The sequence below is a fragment of the Paenisporosarcina cavernae genome, assembly GCF_003595195.1.
Classification (GTDB): domain Bacteria; phylum Bacillota; class Bacilli; order Bacillales_A; family Planococcaceae; genus Paenisporosarcina; species Paenisporosarcina cavernae.
Map to the genome: position 1 here is coordinate 926,616 of NZ_CP032418.1, position 15,893 is coordinate 942,508.

A 15,893-nucleotide genomic window follows, 5' to 3' on the forward strand; every position below is an offset into this window, starting at 1 on the left:
GGGATGAACTTCACAGTTTTGTCAGACATAGGGAAGAAAAGAAAGATTAATGAGGATCGTGCGAATGTTTTCGTACGATCTGATTTTGTACATATGGCAATTGTCGCAGATGGCATGGGGGGGCATGCTGCTGGAGAAGTTGCAAGCGAAATGGCGATTAGTTATTTAGAACAGGCATTTCATTCAGCAGAAGCCACCTCTTTTTCATCAGAAGAACAAGTCTTAGAATGGTTAACAACAAAAGTGGAGGAGATTAACTCGACCATTTATACCCATTCTTTGACACACGAAGAATGTAATGGGATGGGTACGACTTTATTAGTACTTATTTTGTCAAAAGACATGAAGATTCTTTGTCACGTAGGAGATAGCCGTGCATATGGCTTAGTAGATCATTCGTTAACGCAATTAACGAAAGATCATTCGTACGTCAATATATTATTAGAACATGGTGAAATAAGCGAAGAAGAAGCAGAAAATCATCCTCAGAAGAACTTTATTGTTCGCTCACTTGGAACAGAGAAAAAGATTCAAAGTGATATCATTCCGTTAACTAATCAACCTTTTACGCGATTGCTTTTGTGTTCTGATGGACTAAGTAACAAGCTTTCGGATAGCGAATTACTTTACTATCTAAACTCTTCTGAAACGTTGGAAACGATTGCACAAGCTCTTGTAAATCGTGCGAATGAATTAGGTGGAGAAGACAATATTACACTCGTCATATTAGATATAGAGACGGAGGTGAGTGCAACATGTTAATTGGTAAGCGTATTAGTGATCGTTACAAAATTATGGAGATGATTGGCGGAGGTGGCATGTCGAATGTTTACCTTGCTCATGACATGATTTTGGATCGAGATGTTGCGATTAAAATCCTTCGATATGACTTTTCGAATGAGGAAGACTTACATCGGCGGTTTCAACGAGAAGCGTTATCTGCAACAAGTTTGCATCATCCAAACATCGTCAATATATATGATGTCGGAGAAGATGGAGATCTCCACTACTTAGTCATGGAATACGTCAAAGGTGCGACGTTAAAACAGTTTATCCATGAAAACGCACCGATTAGTGCTTATGAATCAGTGGAAATTATGCTTCAACTCACATCCGCTATAGAACATGCGCATCAAAACCAAATTATTCATCGAGATATAAAACCGCAAAACATTTTAATGGACGATCATCATCATGTGAAAATAACCGATTTTGGTATAGCAATGGCACTTAGTGCAACGTCTTTCACACAAACAAATTCCGTTCTAGGAACCGTTCATTACCTTTCGCCGGAACAGGCCAGAGGTGGAATGGCAACGAAGAAGTCGGATGTTTATGCACTAGGTATTGTAATGTATGAATTACTGACAGGTCAATTGCCGTTTTCAGGCGAATCTGCTGTTTCAATTGCCCTGAAACATCTTCAGAATGAGACGCCATCTGTCCGTGCTGTTCGCCCAGAAATTCCACAAAGTCTTGAAAATATTATTATGAAAGCAACAGCAAAAGACCCCCTACATCGGTATAAAACAGTGCTTGAAATGGAAGCCGATTTAAAAACAGCGCTTTCAGCAGATCGGATGAATGAAAAGCCATTTGTCTTACCTTTTGATGATGGCGCGACAAAAGCGATGCCTATCATTAAAGAACCTAAAAAAGCTGAAAGCCTGACAGATACCAAAAAAGTGCCGACTTATAACGAGCCAGAAATAGTTCCGGCTACACCTAAAAAGAAAAAGATATGGCCATGGATTTTAGGGATTCTCGGCTTTCTAGTGGTTGCGTTCTTACTAGTTTTACTTGCTTTTCCTGACTTATTTGGACCAACGAAATTAGAAGTACCTGATGTCAAAAATATGACCTATGAAGAAGCGGTAGCAGAGTTAGAAGACCTAGGCTTCACTATTGGGCCGAAATCAGAAGAGCCTTCAGCCGAATTAGAAGAAGGTAGGGTAATACGTAGTATTCCAGAAGCTGGTAAAATTCGAACCGAAGGCACGAAAGTGTCCTTGTTTGTGTCAACTGGAAAAGAGACCATGGCCTTTCCTAGCTATATCGGAGAAAATATTGATCAAGTTATGTCGTTACTCTCTAATCAGAACTTCGAGTCAATAGACACAGAAAGCGTCTTTTCAGATGAACCAGAAGGAACTATTTTACAACAAGAACCCAGTGCAGATGAAGAGATTATTCCGGAAGAAACGGATGTCTTGTTTCAAGTAAGTAAAGGACCTGATTTGCGGACTGTGATCGATTTAACGGAATACAACGAAAAAGCGTTAAAGGATTACGCGAAATCGAGTGGATTTAGGATTAATATTGTGGAAGAAAATTATTCCGATTCTATTCCTGCAGGCTCGGTCATTTCCCAAAAACCAGAAGCTGGCACGACAGTTGCGCCTGGTAGCACGATAGAAGTAGTGGTCTCAAAAGGACCACAAGAGAAAGCGACAAAGACGTATATACAAACAATTACGATTCCATATGAACCAGAAACTGATGGTGACGAACAAGAAGTGAAAATATATATACAAGATCAGACACGCTCTCTTGCCGAACCTGCAGAGGAATTTACCATGACAGAGGACACTCAAAAGCGCCTTCAATTGGTCATAGTAGAAGGGCAAGATGCAGTGTACCGAATCGTTCGAGATAATACGATAATTGACGAACAAACGATAGCCTACGAGGATTTGTAGGATAGGAGGAATGCGAGTGCCAACAGGTCAAATTAGAAAAGCGATAAGTGGTTTTTACTATGTTCATGATGGAGATACTTTACAAGAATGTCGTGGACGAGGTGTTTTTCGTAATCGAGGAATTACACCATTAGTAGGCGATTTCGTGGAATTTGAGAAAGATACTGATTCTCACGGAACAATCACACATGTATTAGAACGAACAAATGCGTTGGTACGACCACCTGTCGCAAACATTGATCAAGCGCTCTTAGTTTTTTCATTAACAGAACCCGATTTTCATCCGCTATTACTTGATCGATTTTTAGTCGCAGTCGAATCTTTTCACGTTAACCCAATCATTTGTTTAACAAAAACAGATATTGCATCAGAAAGTGCGCGTGAAAATGTTCAATCCTATTTAGAAGACTATAGACGAATCGGCTATCAAATAGTAGAAACTTATAAAGATGATGCTTCGTTAGTAGCGAATTTAGCACCGATCTTGAAAGATAAAATATCGGTGTTAGCCGGCCAATCAGGTGTCGGTAAATCTACGATGTTAAATACACTGCTTCCGAGTTTGGAGTTGAAAACTGCTGAGATCTCAGAAGCATTAGGACGTGGAAAACATACAACTAGACACGTTGAATTGCTGGAGATTGGTGGAGGTCTTCTCGCAGACACTCCTGGTTTTAGTTCGTTTGATTTCGACGAGATGGAAAAAGAAGAACTATCCTCTTGTTTTCCTGAAATGCGAGAGCGAGCAGAACATTGTAAATTTAGAGGATGTCTTCATTTAAAAGAACCAAAATGTGCCATTAAAGCAGCAGTCGATTCTGGAGAAATTCCATCTTATCGTTACGATCATTACTTGCAATTTTTAGAAGAAATAATGGATAGAAAGCCGAGGTATTAACATGATTAAATTAGCACCTTCTATACTTGCAGCTGACTTTTCAAAGTTGGGACAAGAAGTAAAAGAAGTGGAACAAGCAGGAGCAGATTGGATTCATATCGACGTAATGGACGGACATTTTGTTCCGAATATTTCTTTTGGAGCTGTCGTTATGGATGCAATTCGACCGCTTTCAAAGCTTCCTTTTGACGTTCACTTAATGATTGAAAATCCAGATCAATATATTGAACAGTTTGCAAAAGCAGGAGCAGATTATATTACGGTTCATGTGGAGGCATGCCCTCATTTACATCGAACGATTCAGTTAATTCGCTCCTACGGTGTAAAGCCTGGAGTCGTGGTAAATCCTCATACACCAATTGAATCTATTTTTCCCATTTTGGAGGATATTGATCTAGTTTTATTAATGACAGTAAATCCAGGTTTCGGGGGCCAATCGTTCATTCCGAGTGTCGTGAAAAAGATTAAACAATTAAGCGACGAGATAAACGATAAAGGCTATGCGGTTGAAATTGAAATTGATGGTGGAATTAATGAAGAAACTATTGTTCCATGCGTAGAAGCAGGAGCAACTGTTTTTGTCGCTGGTTCTGCTGTATTTAATCAAAAAAACCGTGCGCAAGCGCTGAGTAAAATTCGAGAAGCGGGAGAAAAGGCAGAAAAATCATGAAAACCGTTGTGATTTGTGGAGGAGGACCTGAAGCTGAGCTGATTGATTTCTCTTCGTTACAATCTGAGCAGGCTGCATTTATCGGCGCAGATTATGGGGCGATTCATTTGGTTAATAAAGGTATCGTTCCTGTATTAGCAATCGGAGATTTTGATTCCGTCTCTGATGTGAATTGGGAAAAGCTGCAGGAACTTTCCATAGAGCTTAAGAAAGTATCTGCTGAAAAGGATGAAACGGACTTAGAACTTGCGCTTGAAGCTTCTTTGAAATGGCATCCTACCAATATTATTGTCACTGGAGTGACAGGTGGACGTCTCGATCATTTTTACTCTGCCATACAAGCCGTACTCGCTTGGAAAGAAGTCAATCAACAAGTGGATGTTTCCATTCAAAACAAGCTCAACTCTATGGAGATTCTATTGCCAGGAGATCATAACATTTCTGTTGATAAGCACTATCCATATATTTCGTTTTTCCCATTAAGACAAACGATTCATGGTTTCACATTGAAAGGGTTTAAATACAATGTGGAAAATAACAGCATCCATTTTGGAGAAACCAAATACACAAGTAACGAATTGATCGATAAAAATGCTACTATTTCCATTTCTTCTGGCATATGTTTAATGATAAGAAGTCACGATTAAACGGGAGGAATGTGCGTGAAGGTCTATACAGTCCGTTTGCCAAGAATGATGAGTAGCTTTTTCCGATTTTGTGTAAAAGTCACATCAAAAGGTTCACCAAAGAAAAAATAGTAAAAATCGAGATGCAGAATTTCTGTGTCTCGATTTTTTTTGTAACAAACGGCAATTTGTCATTTTTCGAACAAAAAACACCGTTAGCAGTAATCTACTAACGGTGTTTTTAGGTGGTAAAGTCGCGATTAAACGCGTTCAACTTTACCTGATTTTAATGCTCTTGCAGAAACCCATACACGTTTTGGTTTACCATTTACTAAAATACGGACTTTTTGAAGGTTTGCACCCCAAGTACGTTTGTTGGCATTCATAGCGTGGGAACGAGCGTTACCTGAACGAGCTTTACGTCCTGTAATTACGCATTGTTTTGGCATCGTATTTCCTCCTCACAAAAGAAGCTGAAAGTATTTTGTTTCAGTTCGATATTTCACATACTTTAATAATTTATCACAGACTTTTCTCGAATGCAAGAACATTTCACTCGCCTTTCAAGAAAAAAACCTTTACAGTGTTTTATTGATGAGAGAAGGTTATCTTTTCTATTAAACAGTTGTATAGTACAATGGTGTATAGTCCATTAGACGTTAAGGGGGCATTTAATATGTCAATTGAAATGACAAATGAATTTGGTCACATCGATATTACAAACGATGTCGTGGCACAAGTAGCTGGTGGAGCTGCAATTGAGTGTTATGGAATTGTTGGTATGGCTTCTAAACACCAAATCCGAGATGGTTTAACTGATATACTTCGCAAAGAAAATTTCGCAAAAGGCGTCATCGTTCGCCAAATCGGCGAGGATATGCATGTTGATATGTATATCGTGATCAGCTACGGAACGAAAATTTCAGAGGTGGCTTATCAAGTTCAATCAAAAGTAAAATACACACTAAAACAATCACTAGGACTAAACGTAACATCTGTAAATATTTATGTTCAAGGAGTTCGTGTAACGAACCCATAAGAGGAGGAATTTTGGAAATGAAATCTTTAGATGGTATTCAGTTTGCAGAAATGGTGGAAATGGGGGCTCACCATCTTTCCCAGAATGCAGATTATGTGGATGCTCTAAATGTATTTCCGGTTCCCGATGGGGATACAGGAACCAACATGAATCTTTCGATGACTTCTGGTGCGAAAGAAACTGCAGCTAACAAACAAGAACATATTGGAAAAACGACTCAAGGACTTTCAAAAGGTCTATTGATGGGAGCAAGAGGAAATTCTGGTGTTATTTTATCGCAATTATTCCGAGGCTTCTCTAAATATATTGAAAATGACGCTTCAATCGATGCGAAAACGTATGCTGAGGCGCTTCAACACGGAGTAGATACAGCGTATAAAGCTGTCATGAAACCGGTTGAAGGTACCATTCTTACGGTTGCAAAGGATTCAGCCAAAAAAGCAGTAGAAATTGCGGAGACAGAAAACGATATCATTGTGCTTTTAGAAAAAACATTAGAAGAAGCGAAAGCGTCTCTTAAACGTACACCGGATTTATTGCCAGTGTTAAAAGAAGTTGGTGTAGTAGACAGTGGTGGTCAAGGGCTCGTTTTTGTGTATGAAGGCTTTTTAGCGAGTTTAAAAGGGGAACAGCTTCCAGAAAAATTTGTGTCAAATTCGATGGATGAGCTAGTCAATGCTGAACACCACAAAGGTGTTCAAGGTTTCATGGACACTTCTGAAATTGTGTTTGGGTATTGTACTGAATTTATGGTGAAATTTACCGAAGATAAATTGGCGAATAACCCTTTCGACGAAGGGAAATTCCGAGAAGGTCTTTCTGCATTTGGTGATTCGTTACTTGTTATCTCTGACGACGAAATTGCAAAAGTCCATATTCACTCAGAACAACCTGGGGAATGTATGAATTATGGTCAACAATTTGGCGATTTAATCAAAATAAAAGTGGAAAATATGCGTGAACAACACTTAGAAATCGTCGGAGAAGGACATTCAAAATCTGCCTCAGTCGCATCTAAAAAAACATCGGTTCCGTACGCAGTCGTAACTGTTGCAATGGGAGAAGGAATTGCAGAGTTACTTCGTAGCGTGGGAGCAAGTGCTGTGATTGAAGGCGGACAAACGATGAATCCTTCGACAGAAGATATTGTGAAAGCAATAGAAGCTGTTGGGGCTGAAAAAGTGTTAATTCTGCCAAATAATAAAAACATTATTATGGCTGCCGAACAAGCAGCAGAATTAGTTGGAATTGACGCTGCGGTTGTACCAACGAAATCAGTTCCACAAGGAATGGCTGCTATTCTAGCATTTAATCCAGAAGCATCTGTAGATGAAAACAAAGAAATCATGACTGACGCGTTTGCGCATGTAAAAACTGGTCAAGTAACGTTTGCTGTACGTGACACATCGATCGACGGTGTGGAAATTGCGAAGGACGATTATATGGCAATTGCAGAAGGCAAAATTGTGTTATCAACTCCTACATTAGAAGATGCTGCTACAAAAGTGATTCATTCATTAGTGAATGATGAATCTGAAATCGTAACCATTCTCTTTGGTGAAGAAGTCACGGAAGAAGCGGCGAATGAGTTCGCGGAGTTAGTGGAAGACGCTTATCCTGATGTTGAAGTAGAAGTGTATAACGGGAAACAACCGCTATACCCTTATATCATCTCAGTAGAATAAAGAAACAGACTAAATCGCAGAATTCACCAATAGGTGTTTCTGCGATTTTTCGTTCCTTAAACTCGAAACGAATACTTTTGTAATGCGTGCGTGAATACGTTAAGATAACAGTAAGAATATGGACATTAAAGGGGTAACCGTGATGAAGTATAAATCGGTTTTTGATATTATCGGTCCAGTAATGATTGGGCCATCTTCTTCTCATACTGCAGGGGCGGCGAGAATTGGATTAGTAACACGAGAATTATTTGGAAGACAGCCGGAGTGGGCACGAATTCATTTGTATGGTTCGTTTGCGGAAACATATAAAGGCCATGGTACGGATGTCGCAATTGTTGGTGGTTTATTAGGCTTTGATACGTTTGATGATCGAATCCGAACCGCGTTTGAATTGGCGGATGCAGCTGGTTTACGTTATGAATTTATTCCCGAAAGCGGTAATACCGAACACCCTAACACTGCGCGAGTCGTCATTGGTGATGGACAAAGTGAGATGGAGCTAATTGGAATTTCCATCGGTGGTGGTAAAATTGAAATTTCGGAGTTAAATGGATTCCCATTACGTTTATCCGGAAATCATTCCGCTATTTTAGTGGTGCATGAAGATCAGCCGGGTAGTATTGCCAAAGTAGCGACATGTCTAGCAGATCAAAATATAAACATAGGACACATGGAAGTTTCCCGTAAAGAGCAAGGTAAAATGGCGCTTATGGTAATAGAAGTGGATGATCCCATCGAGGAATCTATCTTGGAGCAAATCGCGATGCTGCCTCATATTCAGCAGGTAACGCGTATTGCAGAATAGGAGCGTGACATCATGAATGTGTTATTTCGTAATGTAAAAGAATTAGTAGAACTAGCGAATAAGGAAAACAAATTAATATCAGAAATTATGATTGAGCAAGAAGTGATGATTACTCGTAGAACACGAGAAGAAGTCTTTGCTCAAATGGAAAATAATTTAAAAGTGATGGAAGAGTCTGTGGAGCGAGGCTTAGCCGGTGTGAAATCGACTTCGGGATTAACTGGAATGGACGCGGTATTACTACAGGAATACATGAAGTCTGGTAAATCTTTATCTGGTGAATTGATGTTAGATGCGGTGAGTAAAGCTGTAGCTACAAATGAAGTAAATGCTGCTATGGGCAAAATTTGTGCAACACCAACTGCTGGTTCTGCGGGAGTCGTGCCTGGAACATTATTCGCTGTTAAAAACAAATTAAATCCAACACATGAACAAATGGTACGTTACTTGTTTACATCTGGTGCATTTGGATTTGTCGTAGCAAACAATGCATCTATTTCTGGAGCAGCAGGTGGTTGCCAAGCAGAAGTTGGTTCAGCTGCTGGAATGGCTGCTGCAGCAATTGTTGAAATGGCTGGAGGCTCTCCACAACAATGTTCAGAGGCATTTGCTATTACGTTAAAAAATATGCTTGGTTTAGTTTGTGATCCGGTAGCGGGACTTGTGGAAGTTCCTTGTGTGAAACGGAATGCGATGGGAGCTTCAAATGCAGTTGTAGCGGCTGATATGGCCCTTGCAGGAGTGACAAGTCGAATTCCTTGTGATGAGGTAATTGACGCGATGTATAAAATTGGAAAACAAATGCCTAGTAGCCTTCGTGAAACAGCGAAAGGTGGTTTAGCTGCGACGCCAACTGGCAAAGCGTTAGAAGCAAAAATATTTGGAGGAGAAAAAGTGAAAGGTGACTAATTTACTCGATCAACCCATTTCCACCCTAAAAGGTGTTGGGCAATCTACAACCGATAAATTGCATGAAATTGGGATCGATACAATTCGTGATGTAATTTTTACTTTTCCTTATCGACATGAAGATTTTCGTTTGAAAAATATTGTGGAAACACCACATAACGAAAGAATAACGGTAGAGGGAAGGATCGAAAGTGAGCCTTCCCTTCTTTTTATGGGAAATAAAAAGTCGCGTCTGCAAATTCACTTGCTTATTGGTGCCCATTTAATCAAAGTCGTTTTTTTTAATCAAGCATATTTAAAATCAAAGTTAGTTGTTGGGGATACACTAACGGTGACAGGTAAATGGGACAGAGGAAGACAAATAATTAATGCATCTACATACACATTAGGTGTTCGACAAGATGCTAATGACTATGAACCCGTTTATTCGATCAAAGGAGTTATTCCGCAAAAGAATTATCGAAAACTGATTCGGCAAGCTCTTGAGGTGGCTAGTAGCAGTATTTCAGAGATATTGCCACAAAATATCCTGCAAGATTATCAATTGATGCACATTCAAGAGGCACTTGAAGAAATACATTTTCCAACGTCGACAGCGGCACTAGAGCAAGCGAGAAGACGCTTTATTTATGAAGAACTATTTTTATTCCAATTAAAAATTCATGCACTTAAAAAAATACGTCAACAAATGGAACCTGGGGTTTCGATTTCGTATGATCTCGAAAAAGTGAAAGCATTTATTGCTAGTCTTCCTTACGAACTTACGACAGCGCAAAAAAGAGTGGTAAATGAGATTAGCAAAGATTTAAAAACCCCGCATCGTATGAATCGATTGTTGCAAGGGGATGTAGGTTCAGGAAAGACGGTCGTGGCTGCAATTACCATGTATGCTGCAATCACTGCGGGATATCAGACGGCGCTTATGGCACCGACAGAAATATTAGCTGAACAGCATGCAGAAACACTTCATGAATGGTTTAAAAACACGGATATTACAATGGCTTTATTAACAGGATCAACGAAACAAAAAGTTCGTAGAGTTTTGCTAGAACAATTGAAAAACGGTGAAATTGACCTTCTTATTGGAACACATGCACTTATTCAGCAAGGCGTTGATTTCAAACGGCTTGGTTTTGTCATTACGGACGAACAACACCGATTTGGTGTAGAGCAACGTCGCGTTTTAAAAGACAAGGGAGAAAATCCAGATGTCCTTTTTATGACGGCTACACCAATCCCAAGAACACTAGCGATTACAGCATTTGGTGAAATGGACGTGTCAACGATTGATGAATTACCAACGGGGAGAAAACAAATAGAAACTCATTGGTTAAAAAAAGAGACATTTACGAAAACGATGGTTCGAGTTGGCAAAGAACTTGAAAAAGGAAGACAGGCCTATGTGATTTGTCCGTTGATTGAAGAATCCGAGAAACTCGATTTGCAAAATGCAGTCGATGTGTATAATCAACTCACTCAGCTTTACCATGGTAAGTTCACCGTCGGATTGATGCATGGAAGACTCTCGTCCGATGAAAAAGAACAAGTTATGCGAGACTTTAGTGAAGGGAAAATTGCTGTTTTAGTTTCCACAACAGTGGTGGAAGTTGGTGTTAACGTTCCAAATGCGACGAGTATGGTGATCTATGATGCGGAAAGATTTGGGTTGTCTCAACTACACCAGTTAAGAGGACGAGTAGGTCGTGGATCGGAACAATCCTATTGTATTCTGCTAGCAGATCCTAAAACAGAAGAAGGAAAAGAACGAATGATGGTGATGTGCGAAACAAATGATGGTTTTAAATTAGCAGAAAAGGATTTAGAGCTTCGTGGTCCAGGGGATTTCTTTGGGAAAAAACAAAGTGGATTACCAGAGTTCCAAGTAGCGGATCTTATCCATGATTATCGAGCACTTCAAAATGCCATGAAAGATGCGGAACAAATTGTTCAATCCGACGCTTTATGGGAATCAGAGGAGTATCAAGCCTTGCGAGATTTCCTACATCAAAGTGGCGCTTTAGAAGGAGATCGACTCGATTAATCAATATTCAACTTGCATTGAGAAGAGTGACTTTATATACTGATATTAGTACCAAGTGCTAATTTGGACGGTGACTTATGAAAAAAACGAAAAAACAACGACAACAAATGCTGATTGATTCCCTCGATACTAATCCTTTTTTAACAGATGAAGAGTTAGCTAAAACATTCGAAGTGAGTGTTCAAACCATTCGTTTAGATCGATTAGAATGTGCAATTCCAGAACTGCGAGAACGGATAAAAGATGTTGCCTCACGTTCGTTTGAGGATGAGGTGAAATCACTCCCTATTTCAGAAGTAATCGGGGAAGTAATTGATATTGAGTTAGATAATAGGGCAATTTCCATATTTGATGTGAGAGAAGAGCATGTTTTTGCGAGAAATCAGATTGCTCGGGGACATCACTTATTTGCACAAGCAAATTCTCTTGCGGTAGCCGTGATGAATGACGAGTTAGCCCTGACAGCAAAATCGAACTTGTCTTTTTTAAAGCCTGTTAAACTCGGGGACCGAGTCGTGTGCAAGGCAACTGTGACGGAAAGCGGAAATGAAAAAAATCGAAGTAAAGTGCAAGTAACCTCGACGGTAGAAAATGAAATTGTCTTTACTGGTGATTTTGATATGTACCGTGCGACGGAGAATTAAAGGAGAGACATAATGATTATAGCTGTAGATGCAATGGGTGGAGATCACGCTCCTTCTTCGATTATCGAAGGAGTATACACTGCACTCCAGACGTTTCCTGATTTAACTGTACATCTTTATGGTACGGAAGCAGAAGTTAGACCATTATTACACGATCTTGAACGTTTACAGTTCCTCGCTACGACCGAAAAGATTGAAGCAGATGATGAACCTGTTCGAGCTATTCGCCGTAAGAAAGATGCCTCCATGGTGAAAATGGCGGAAGCAGTAAAAACAGCGCAAGCAGATGCGTGTGTTTCAGCTGGAAACACAGGTGCACTGATGGCTGCTGGATTATTTATAGTCGGAAGAATTGATGGCATTGATCGACCAGCTCTTGCACCAACACTACCTACAATTGACGGAAAAGGATTTGTCATGATGGATTTAGGTGCCAATTCCGATGCTAAACCAGAACATTTAGAACAATTTGCGATGATGGGTTCTATTTATGCGAGTAAAGTTCGCGGAATTGAATCACCGCAAGTGGGACTTTTAAATATCGGAACGGAAGATACAAAAGGCAATGAACTGACGAAAAATGCGTTTCAATTATTAACTAATTCTCCTGCTATTCATTTCGTTGGAAATGTCGAGTCACGTGATTTGTTAACCGGTGTTGCAGATGTGGTTGTGACAGATGGTTTTACTGGCAATATGGTGTTGAAGACAATTGAAGGAACAGCAGGTGCGTTTTTCCACATGTTAAAAGGTGCGTTCACTTCCTCTGCAAAAGCGAAGATTGGTGCACTACTAGTCAAAGATCAATTAAGAGGAATTAAAAACACCATGGATTACACAGAATATGGCGGTGCAGCACTATTTGGTCTGAAAGCACCTGTTATTAAAGCACACGGTTCTTCCAACGCAAATGCAATTTTTAATGCCATTCGTCAGGCTAGAACAATGGTGGAATTTGATGTGTGTGGAACAATTGAACGTGTTGCGAAAGGAGAGACATTATCTTGACGAAAATTGCTTTTTTATTCCCAGGACAAGGATCACAATCTGTCGGAATGGGGAAAGAACTTGTTGAGTTTTCGGAAGGGAATCGATCATTTTACGAGAAAGCGGACGAACGTGTCGGATTCTCTCTGTCTCAATTGATGTTAGAAGGACCTGCCGATGAGCTTACAGCTACGTATAATGCACAACCTGCGTTAGTCACAACAAGCACATTAGTATCAGAATTACTTCAGTCAAATGGAATTGAGCCAGATTATACGATTGGTCATAGTTTAGGAGAGTATTCCGCTTTAGTAGCATCTGGCGTAATGTCCTTTGAAGATGCGGTACATGTAGTACGTAAGCGGGGACTTTTTATGAATGAAGCAGTACCAGTCGGACAAGGAGCAATGGCTGCCGTGTTAGGATTAGATGCTGCTAAATTACAAGAAGTAACAGAGCAAATTTCCTCTTCTGGGGAAACCGTCCAAGTGGCAAACTTTAATTGTCCTGGCCAAATTGTCATTTCTGGTACTGCAGAAGGAGTTCGCTTAGCAAGTGTAGCTGCGAAAGAAGCAGGGGCGAAACGTGCCATTCCGCTAGTTGTAAGCGGTCCATTTCACTCTTCCTTAATGTCCCCTGCTGCTGAACAATTACGTGCGGTATTGGATGAAATTCAGCTTGAAGAAGCGACTGTTCCAGTGATCAATAATGTTACGGCGAGTCCAGTTCAAAATCCTTCAGATATAAAAGAATTGTTAGTGAAGCAAGTTGTGTCACCAGTCCAATTCGAACAATCAATTGAACAATTAAAATCACTAGGTGTAACAGTGTATATTGAGTGCGGTCCAGGGAAAGTATTGTCAGGACTTGTGAAGAAGATTGATAAAGAAGCACAGATTTATTCTGTGTATGATCTTGAAACACTAGAAAAAGTAGTGGAAGCTTCGAAGGAGTGGGAAGTATGAATGTGAAAAACAAAGTAGCATTAATCACGGGAGCTTCACGAGGTATTGGAGCAGAAGTGGCAAAATATTTAGCCGCTAACGGGGCGAAAATTGTCGTCAATTACTCAGGTAGTCAATCGAAAGCAGAAGAAGTGGTGAAATCCATTCAAGATAATGGCGGAGAAGCAACCGCTTTTCAAGCGAATGTTCATGACGCAGATGCAGTAGCTGAAATGGTAAAACACACGATTGATACATTTGGCAGTCTCGATATCCTTGTAAATAATGCCGGGATTACTCGTGATAATTTGCTCATTCGAATGAAAGAAGATGAGTGGGATGATGTCATTTCTGTTAACTTAAAAGGCGTCTTTATTTGCACCAAAGCAGTTTCTCGTCAAATGATGAAACAACGCGCTGGGAAAATTGTGAACATTTCTTCGATCGTCGGTGTATCTGGTAATGCCGGACAAGCGAATTATGTCGCAGCAAAAGCTGGTGTAATAGGGTTGACGAAAACAACAGCGAAAGAACTTGCTTCTCGAAACATTCAAGTGAATGCGATCGCTCCGGGCTTTATTACCACGGATATGACCGATGAACTTTCAGCAGAAGTGAAAGAACAAATGCTTGAACAAATACCATTAGGGAAACTAGGAAGTCCAATCGATGTGGCAAAAGCTGTTGCATTTTTAGCTTCCGACGATTCCGATTATATTACTGGTCAAACTATTCATGTCGACGGTGGCATGGTCATGTAAAAAGACTGTTTGCTTGTACCGTTTTTCGGTATACTTGTTGAGGGGAGGTGACGAAATGGCAACAATCGCAGAACGCGTAACGAAAGTAATCGTTGATCGTCTAGGTGTAGACGAAAGCGAAGTGAAATTAGAAGCATCATTCCGTGACGATTTAGGAGCGGATTCACTAGATGTAGTTGAATTAGTAATGGAATTAGAAGATGAATTTGACATGGAAATTTCTGACGAAGATGCAGAAAAAATTGCAACAGTTGGAGATGCTGTAACTTACATCGAAAGCAAGCAATAATTGTTTTCCATCGAAAGGGAGTGAACGCTTATTTATCAGGCGTTGGCTCTCTTTTTTCCTTTTGCACAAAGCGCTATTAAAGGGTAAACTATACACTAGTACTTATAGGAAGGCAGATCAGAATGAGTGGAAGAAAGCGAACAACCGAAATAAAGTCAAAATCATACCCAGATAGTGTGAAATCTGCGTTTGTGAAATTACAAGAACAATTAAATTTTACATTTGAGAAACCAGAATTGCTATACCAAGCATTCACACATTCATCCTATGTGAATGAGCATCGTCGAAAAATGTACACAGATAATGAGCGTCTAGAGTTTTTAGGAGACGCAGTATTAGAGTTATCTGTGTCACAGTACTTATTTGAAAAATTTCGCTTAATGAGTGAAGGAGAACTAACGAAACTTCGAGCAGCAATTGTCTGCGAACCTTCTTTAGTTATTTTTGCGAATGAATGTCACTTCGGAGATTTTGTTTTGTTAGGAAAAGGGGAAGAAAACACCGGTGGTAGACGTAGACCTGCTCTATTAGCAGATGTATTTGAAGCATTTATCGGTGCGTTATATTTAGACCAAGGGCTGGAACCTGTAATTTCCTTTTTACATCAAGTAATGTTTCCGAAAGTAGACAACGGTGCTTTTTCTCATGTGATGGATTACAAAAGCTTATTACAAGAACTTATTCAACAATCGGCAGGTATGGGAGCAATCACCTATTCCATTGTAGATGAAAATGGACCTGCACATAGTCGTACCTTTGTATCGGCTGTCTTGCTAGATGGGAAGACGCTTGGTCAAGGTGATGGCCGATCCAAAAAAGAAGCAGAACAAAAAGCCGCTCGGTTAGCAATTGAAAATTTACAGAAACAATCGCGAGAAGGACTGGAGGGATAAACG

17 protein-coding genes are annotated in these 15,893 nt (G+C 40.0%); 16 read left to right on the top strand and 1 reads right to left on the bottom strand.

The window, feature by feature from the left end:
• The first annotated feature begins 3 nt into the window (after positions 1 to 3).
• From D3873_RS04620 to D3873_RS04640, 5 genes are read left to right on the top strand one after another with little or no spacing between them, the layout of a single operon-like run.
• Entirely contained in the window at positions 4 to 762 is a 759-nt protein-coding gene (locus tag D3873_RS04620; protein ID WP_119882937.1) for a Stp1/IreP family PP2C-type Ser/Thr phosphatase, read from the top strand.
• Positions 756 to 2,699, top strand: coding sequence for a Stk1 family PASTA domain-containing Ser/Thr kinase (gene pknB / locus D3873_RS04625; protein WP_119882938.1), 1,944 nt, complete (start codon positions 756 to 758; stop codon positions 2,697 to 2,699). The genes D3873_RS04620 and pknB overlap by 7 nt, the downstream gene beginning before the upstream one ends.
• Positions 2,700 to 2,715: 16 nt before the next feature.
• Positions 2,716 to 3,597: a ribosome small subunit-dependent GTPase A gene (rsgA, locus tag D3873_RS04630; RefSeq protein WP_119882939.1), complete on the top strand. Its 882-nt coding sequence runs from the start codon at positions 2,716 to 2,718 to the stop codon at positions 3,595 to 3,597.
• Between the two features lies 1 nt (position 3,598).
• On the top strand, positions 3,599 to 4,267 hold the full coding sequence (gene rpe, locus D3873_RS04635; RefSeq protein ID WP_119882940.1) for a ribulose-phosphate 3-epimerase: 669 nt from the start codon (positions 3,599 to 3,601) through the stop codon (positions 4,265 to 4,267).
• On the top strand, positions 4,264 to 4,914 hold the full coding sequence (locus D3873_RS04640) for a thiamine diphosphokinase (protein ID WP_119882941.1): 651 nt from the start codon (positions 4,264 to 4,266) through the stop codon (positions 4,912 to 4,914). The genes rpe and D3873_RS04640 overlap by 4 nt, the downstream gene beginning before the upstream one ends.
• A 239-nt stretch (positions 4,915 to 5,153) precedes the next feature.
• On the opposite strand, the gene rpmB is transcribed toward D3873_RS04640, so the two are convergent.
• Positions 5,154 to 5,342, bottom strand: a complete 189-nt coding sequence (rpmB, locus tag D3873_RS04645) for a 50S ribosomal protein L28 (protein ID WP_119882942.1) — start codon at positions 5,340 to 5,342, stop codon at positions 5,154 to 5,156.
• A 227-nt stretch (positions 5,343 to 5,569) separates the two neighbouring features.
• Between rpmB and D3873_RS04650 the strand changes: the two genes are divergently transcribed.
• The 11 genes from D3873_RS04650 to rnc all read left to right on the top strand — a co-directional run bounded on the left by D3873_RS04650 (position 5,570) and on the right by rnc (position 15,890).
• A complete protein-coding gene (locus D3873_RS04650) occupies positions 5,570 to 5,932 on the top strand; it encodes an Asp23/Gls24 family envelope stress response protein (protein WP_119882943.1) in 363 nt (120 codons plus the stop codon).
• 17 nt (positions 5,933 to 5,949) lie between these two features.
• Positions 5,950 to 7,617, top strand: a complete 1,668-nt coding sequence (locus D3873_RS04655) for a DAK2 domain-containing protein (protein ID WP_119882944.1) — start codon at positions 5,950 to 5,952, stop codon at positions 7,615 to 7,617.
• Between the two features lie 142 nt (positions 7,618 to 7,759).
• Positions 7,760 to 8,422 carry an L-serine ammonia-lyase, iron-sulfur-dependent subunit beta gene (sdaAB, locus tag D3873_RS04660; protein ID WP_119882945.1) on the top strand — a complete coding sequence of 221 codons (663 nt, stop codon included), beginning with the start codon at positions 7,760 to 7,762 and terminating at the stop codon, positions 8,420 to 8,422.
• 12 nt (positions 8,423 to 8,434) lie between these two features.
• Entirely contained in the window at positions 8,435 to 9,331 is an 897-nt protein-coding gene (gene sdaAA / locus D3873_RS04665; RefSeq protein WP_119882946.1) for an L-serine ammonia-lyase, iron-sulfur-dependent, subunit alpha, read from the top strand.
• A complete protein-coding gene (gene recG, locus D3873_RS04670; protein ID WP_119882947.1) occupies positions 9,324 to 11,372 on the top strand; it encodes an ATP-dependent DNA helicase RecG in 2,049 nt (682 codons plus the stop codon). The genes sdaAA and recG overlap by 8 nt, the downstream gene beginning before the upstream one ends.
• A 77-nt stretch (positions 11,373 to 11,449) precedes the next feature.
• Complete coding sequence (gene fapR, locus D3873_RS04675; protein WP_119882948.1) at positions 11,450 to 12,016, top strand: transcription factor FapR; 567 nt, start codon at positions 11,450 to 11,452, stop codon at positions 12,014 to 12,016.
• Between the two features lie 12 nt (positions 12,017 to 12,028).
• Complete coding sequence (gene plsX / locus D3873_RS04680) at positions 12,029 to 13,024, top strand: phosphate acyltransferase PlsX (protein WP_119882949.1); 996 nt, start codon at positions 12,029 to 12,031, stop codon at positions 13,022 to 13,024.
• Positions 13,021 to 13,968, top strand: a complete 948-nt coding sequence (gene fabD, locus D3873_RS04685) for an ACP S-malonyltransferase (RefSeq protein WP_119882950.1) — start codon at positions 13,021 to 13,023, stop codon at positions 13,966 to 13,968. The genes plsX and fabD overlap by 4 nt, the downstream gene beginning before the upstream one ends.
• Complete coding sequence (fabG, locus tag D3873_RS04690; RefSeq protein WP_119882951.1) at positions 13,965 to 14,708, top strand: 3-oxoacyl-[acyl-carrier-protein] reductase; 744 nt, start codon at positions 13,965 to 13,967, stop codon at positions 14,706 to 14,708. Before fabD ends, fabG begins: the two co-directional genes overlap by 4 nt.
• A gap of 55 nt (positions 14,709 to 14,763) precedes the next feature.
• Positions 14,764 to 14,997, top strand: a complete 234-nt coding sequence (acpP, locus tag D3873_RS04695) for an acyl carrier protein (RefSeq protein ID WP_119882952.1) — start codon at positions 14,764 to 14,766, stop codon at positions 14,995 to 14,997.
• Between the two features lie 122 nt (positions 14,998 to 15,119).
• Positions 15,120 to 15,890 carry a ribonuclease III gene (rnc, locus tag D3873_RS04700; protein ID WP_119882953.1) on the top strand — a complete coding sequence of 257 codons (771 nt, stop codon included), beginning with the start codon at positions 15,120 to 15,122 and terminating at the stop codon, positions 15,888 to 15,890.
• The last annotated feature ends 3 nt before the right edge of the window (positions 15,891 to 15,893 follow it).

Excerpts from the sequence above, each read along its gene's own strand:
- D3873_RS04640 (WP_119882941.1), top strand. The coding sequence starts at position 4,264 with ATGAAAACCGTTGTGATTTGTGGAGGAGGACCTGAAGCTGAGCTGATT.
- rpe (WP_119882940.1), top strand. The coding sequence starts at position 3,599 with ATGATTAAATTAGCACCTTCTATACTTGCAGCTGACTTTTCAAAGTTG.
- sdaAA (WP_119882946.1), top strand. The coding sequence starts at position 8,435 with ATGAATGTGTTATTTCGTAATGTAAAAGAATTAGTAGAACTAGCGAAT.
- rpmB (WP_119882942.1), bottom strand. The coding sequence starts at position 5,342 with ATGCCAAAACAATGCGTAATTACAGGACGTAAAGCTCGTTCAGGTAAC.
- D3873_RS04620 (WP_119882937.1), top strand. The coding sequence starts at position 4 with ATGAACTTCACAGTTTTGTCAGACATAGGGAAGAAAAGAAAGATTAAT.
- fapR (WP_119882948.1), top strand. The coding sequence starts at position 11,450 with ATGAAAAAAACGAAAAAACAACGACAACAAATGCTGATTGATTCCCTC.
- pknB (WP_119882938.1), top strand. The coding sequence starts at position 756 with ATGTTAATTGGTAAGCGTATTAGTGATCGTTACAAAATTATGGAGATG.
- acpP (WP_119882952.1), top strand. The coding sequence starts at position 14,764 with ATGGCAACAATCGCAGAACGCGTAACGAAAGTAATCGTTGATCGTCTA.
- D3873_RS04655 (WP_119882944.1), top strand. The coding sequence starts at position 5,950 with ATGAAATCTTTAGATGGTATTCAGTTTGCAGAAATGGTGGAAATGGGG.
- sdaAB (WP_119882945.1), top strand. The coding sequence starts at position 7,760 with ATGAAGTATAAATCGGTTTTTGATATTATCGGTCCAGTAATGATTGGG.
- fabG (WP_119882951.1), top strand. The coding sequence starts at position 13,965 with ATGAATGTGAAAAACAAAGTAGCATTAATCACGGGAGCTTCACGAGGT.
- rnc (WP_119882953.1), top strand. The coding sequence starts at position 15,120 with ATGAGTGGAAGAAAGCGAACAACCGAAATAAAGTCAAAATCATACCCA.
- D3873_RS04650 (WP_119882943.1), top strand. The coding sequence starts at position 5,570 with ATGTCAATTGAAATGACAAATGAATTTGGTCACATCGATATTACAAAC.
- plsX (WP_119882949.1), top strand. The coding sequence starts at position 12,029 with ATGATTATAGCTGTAGATGCAATGGGTGGAGATCACGCTCCTTCTTCG.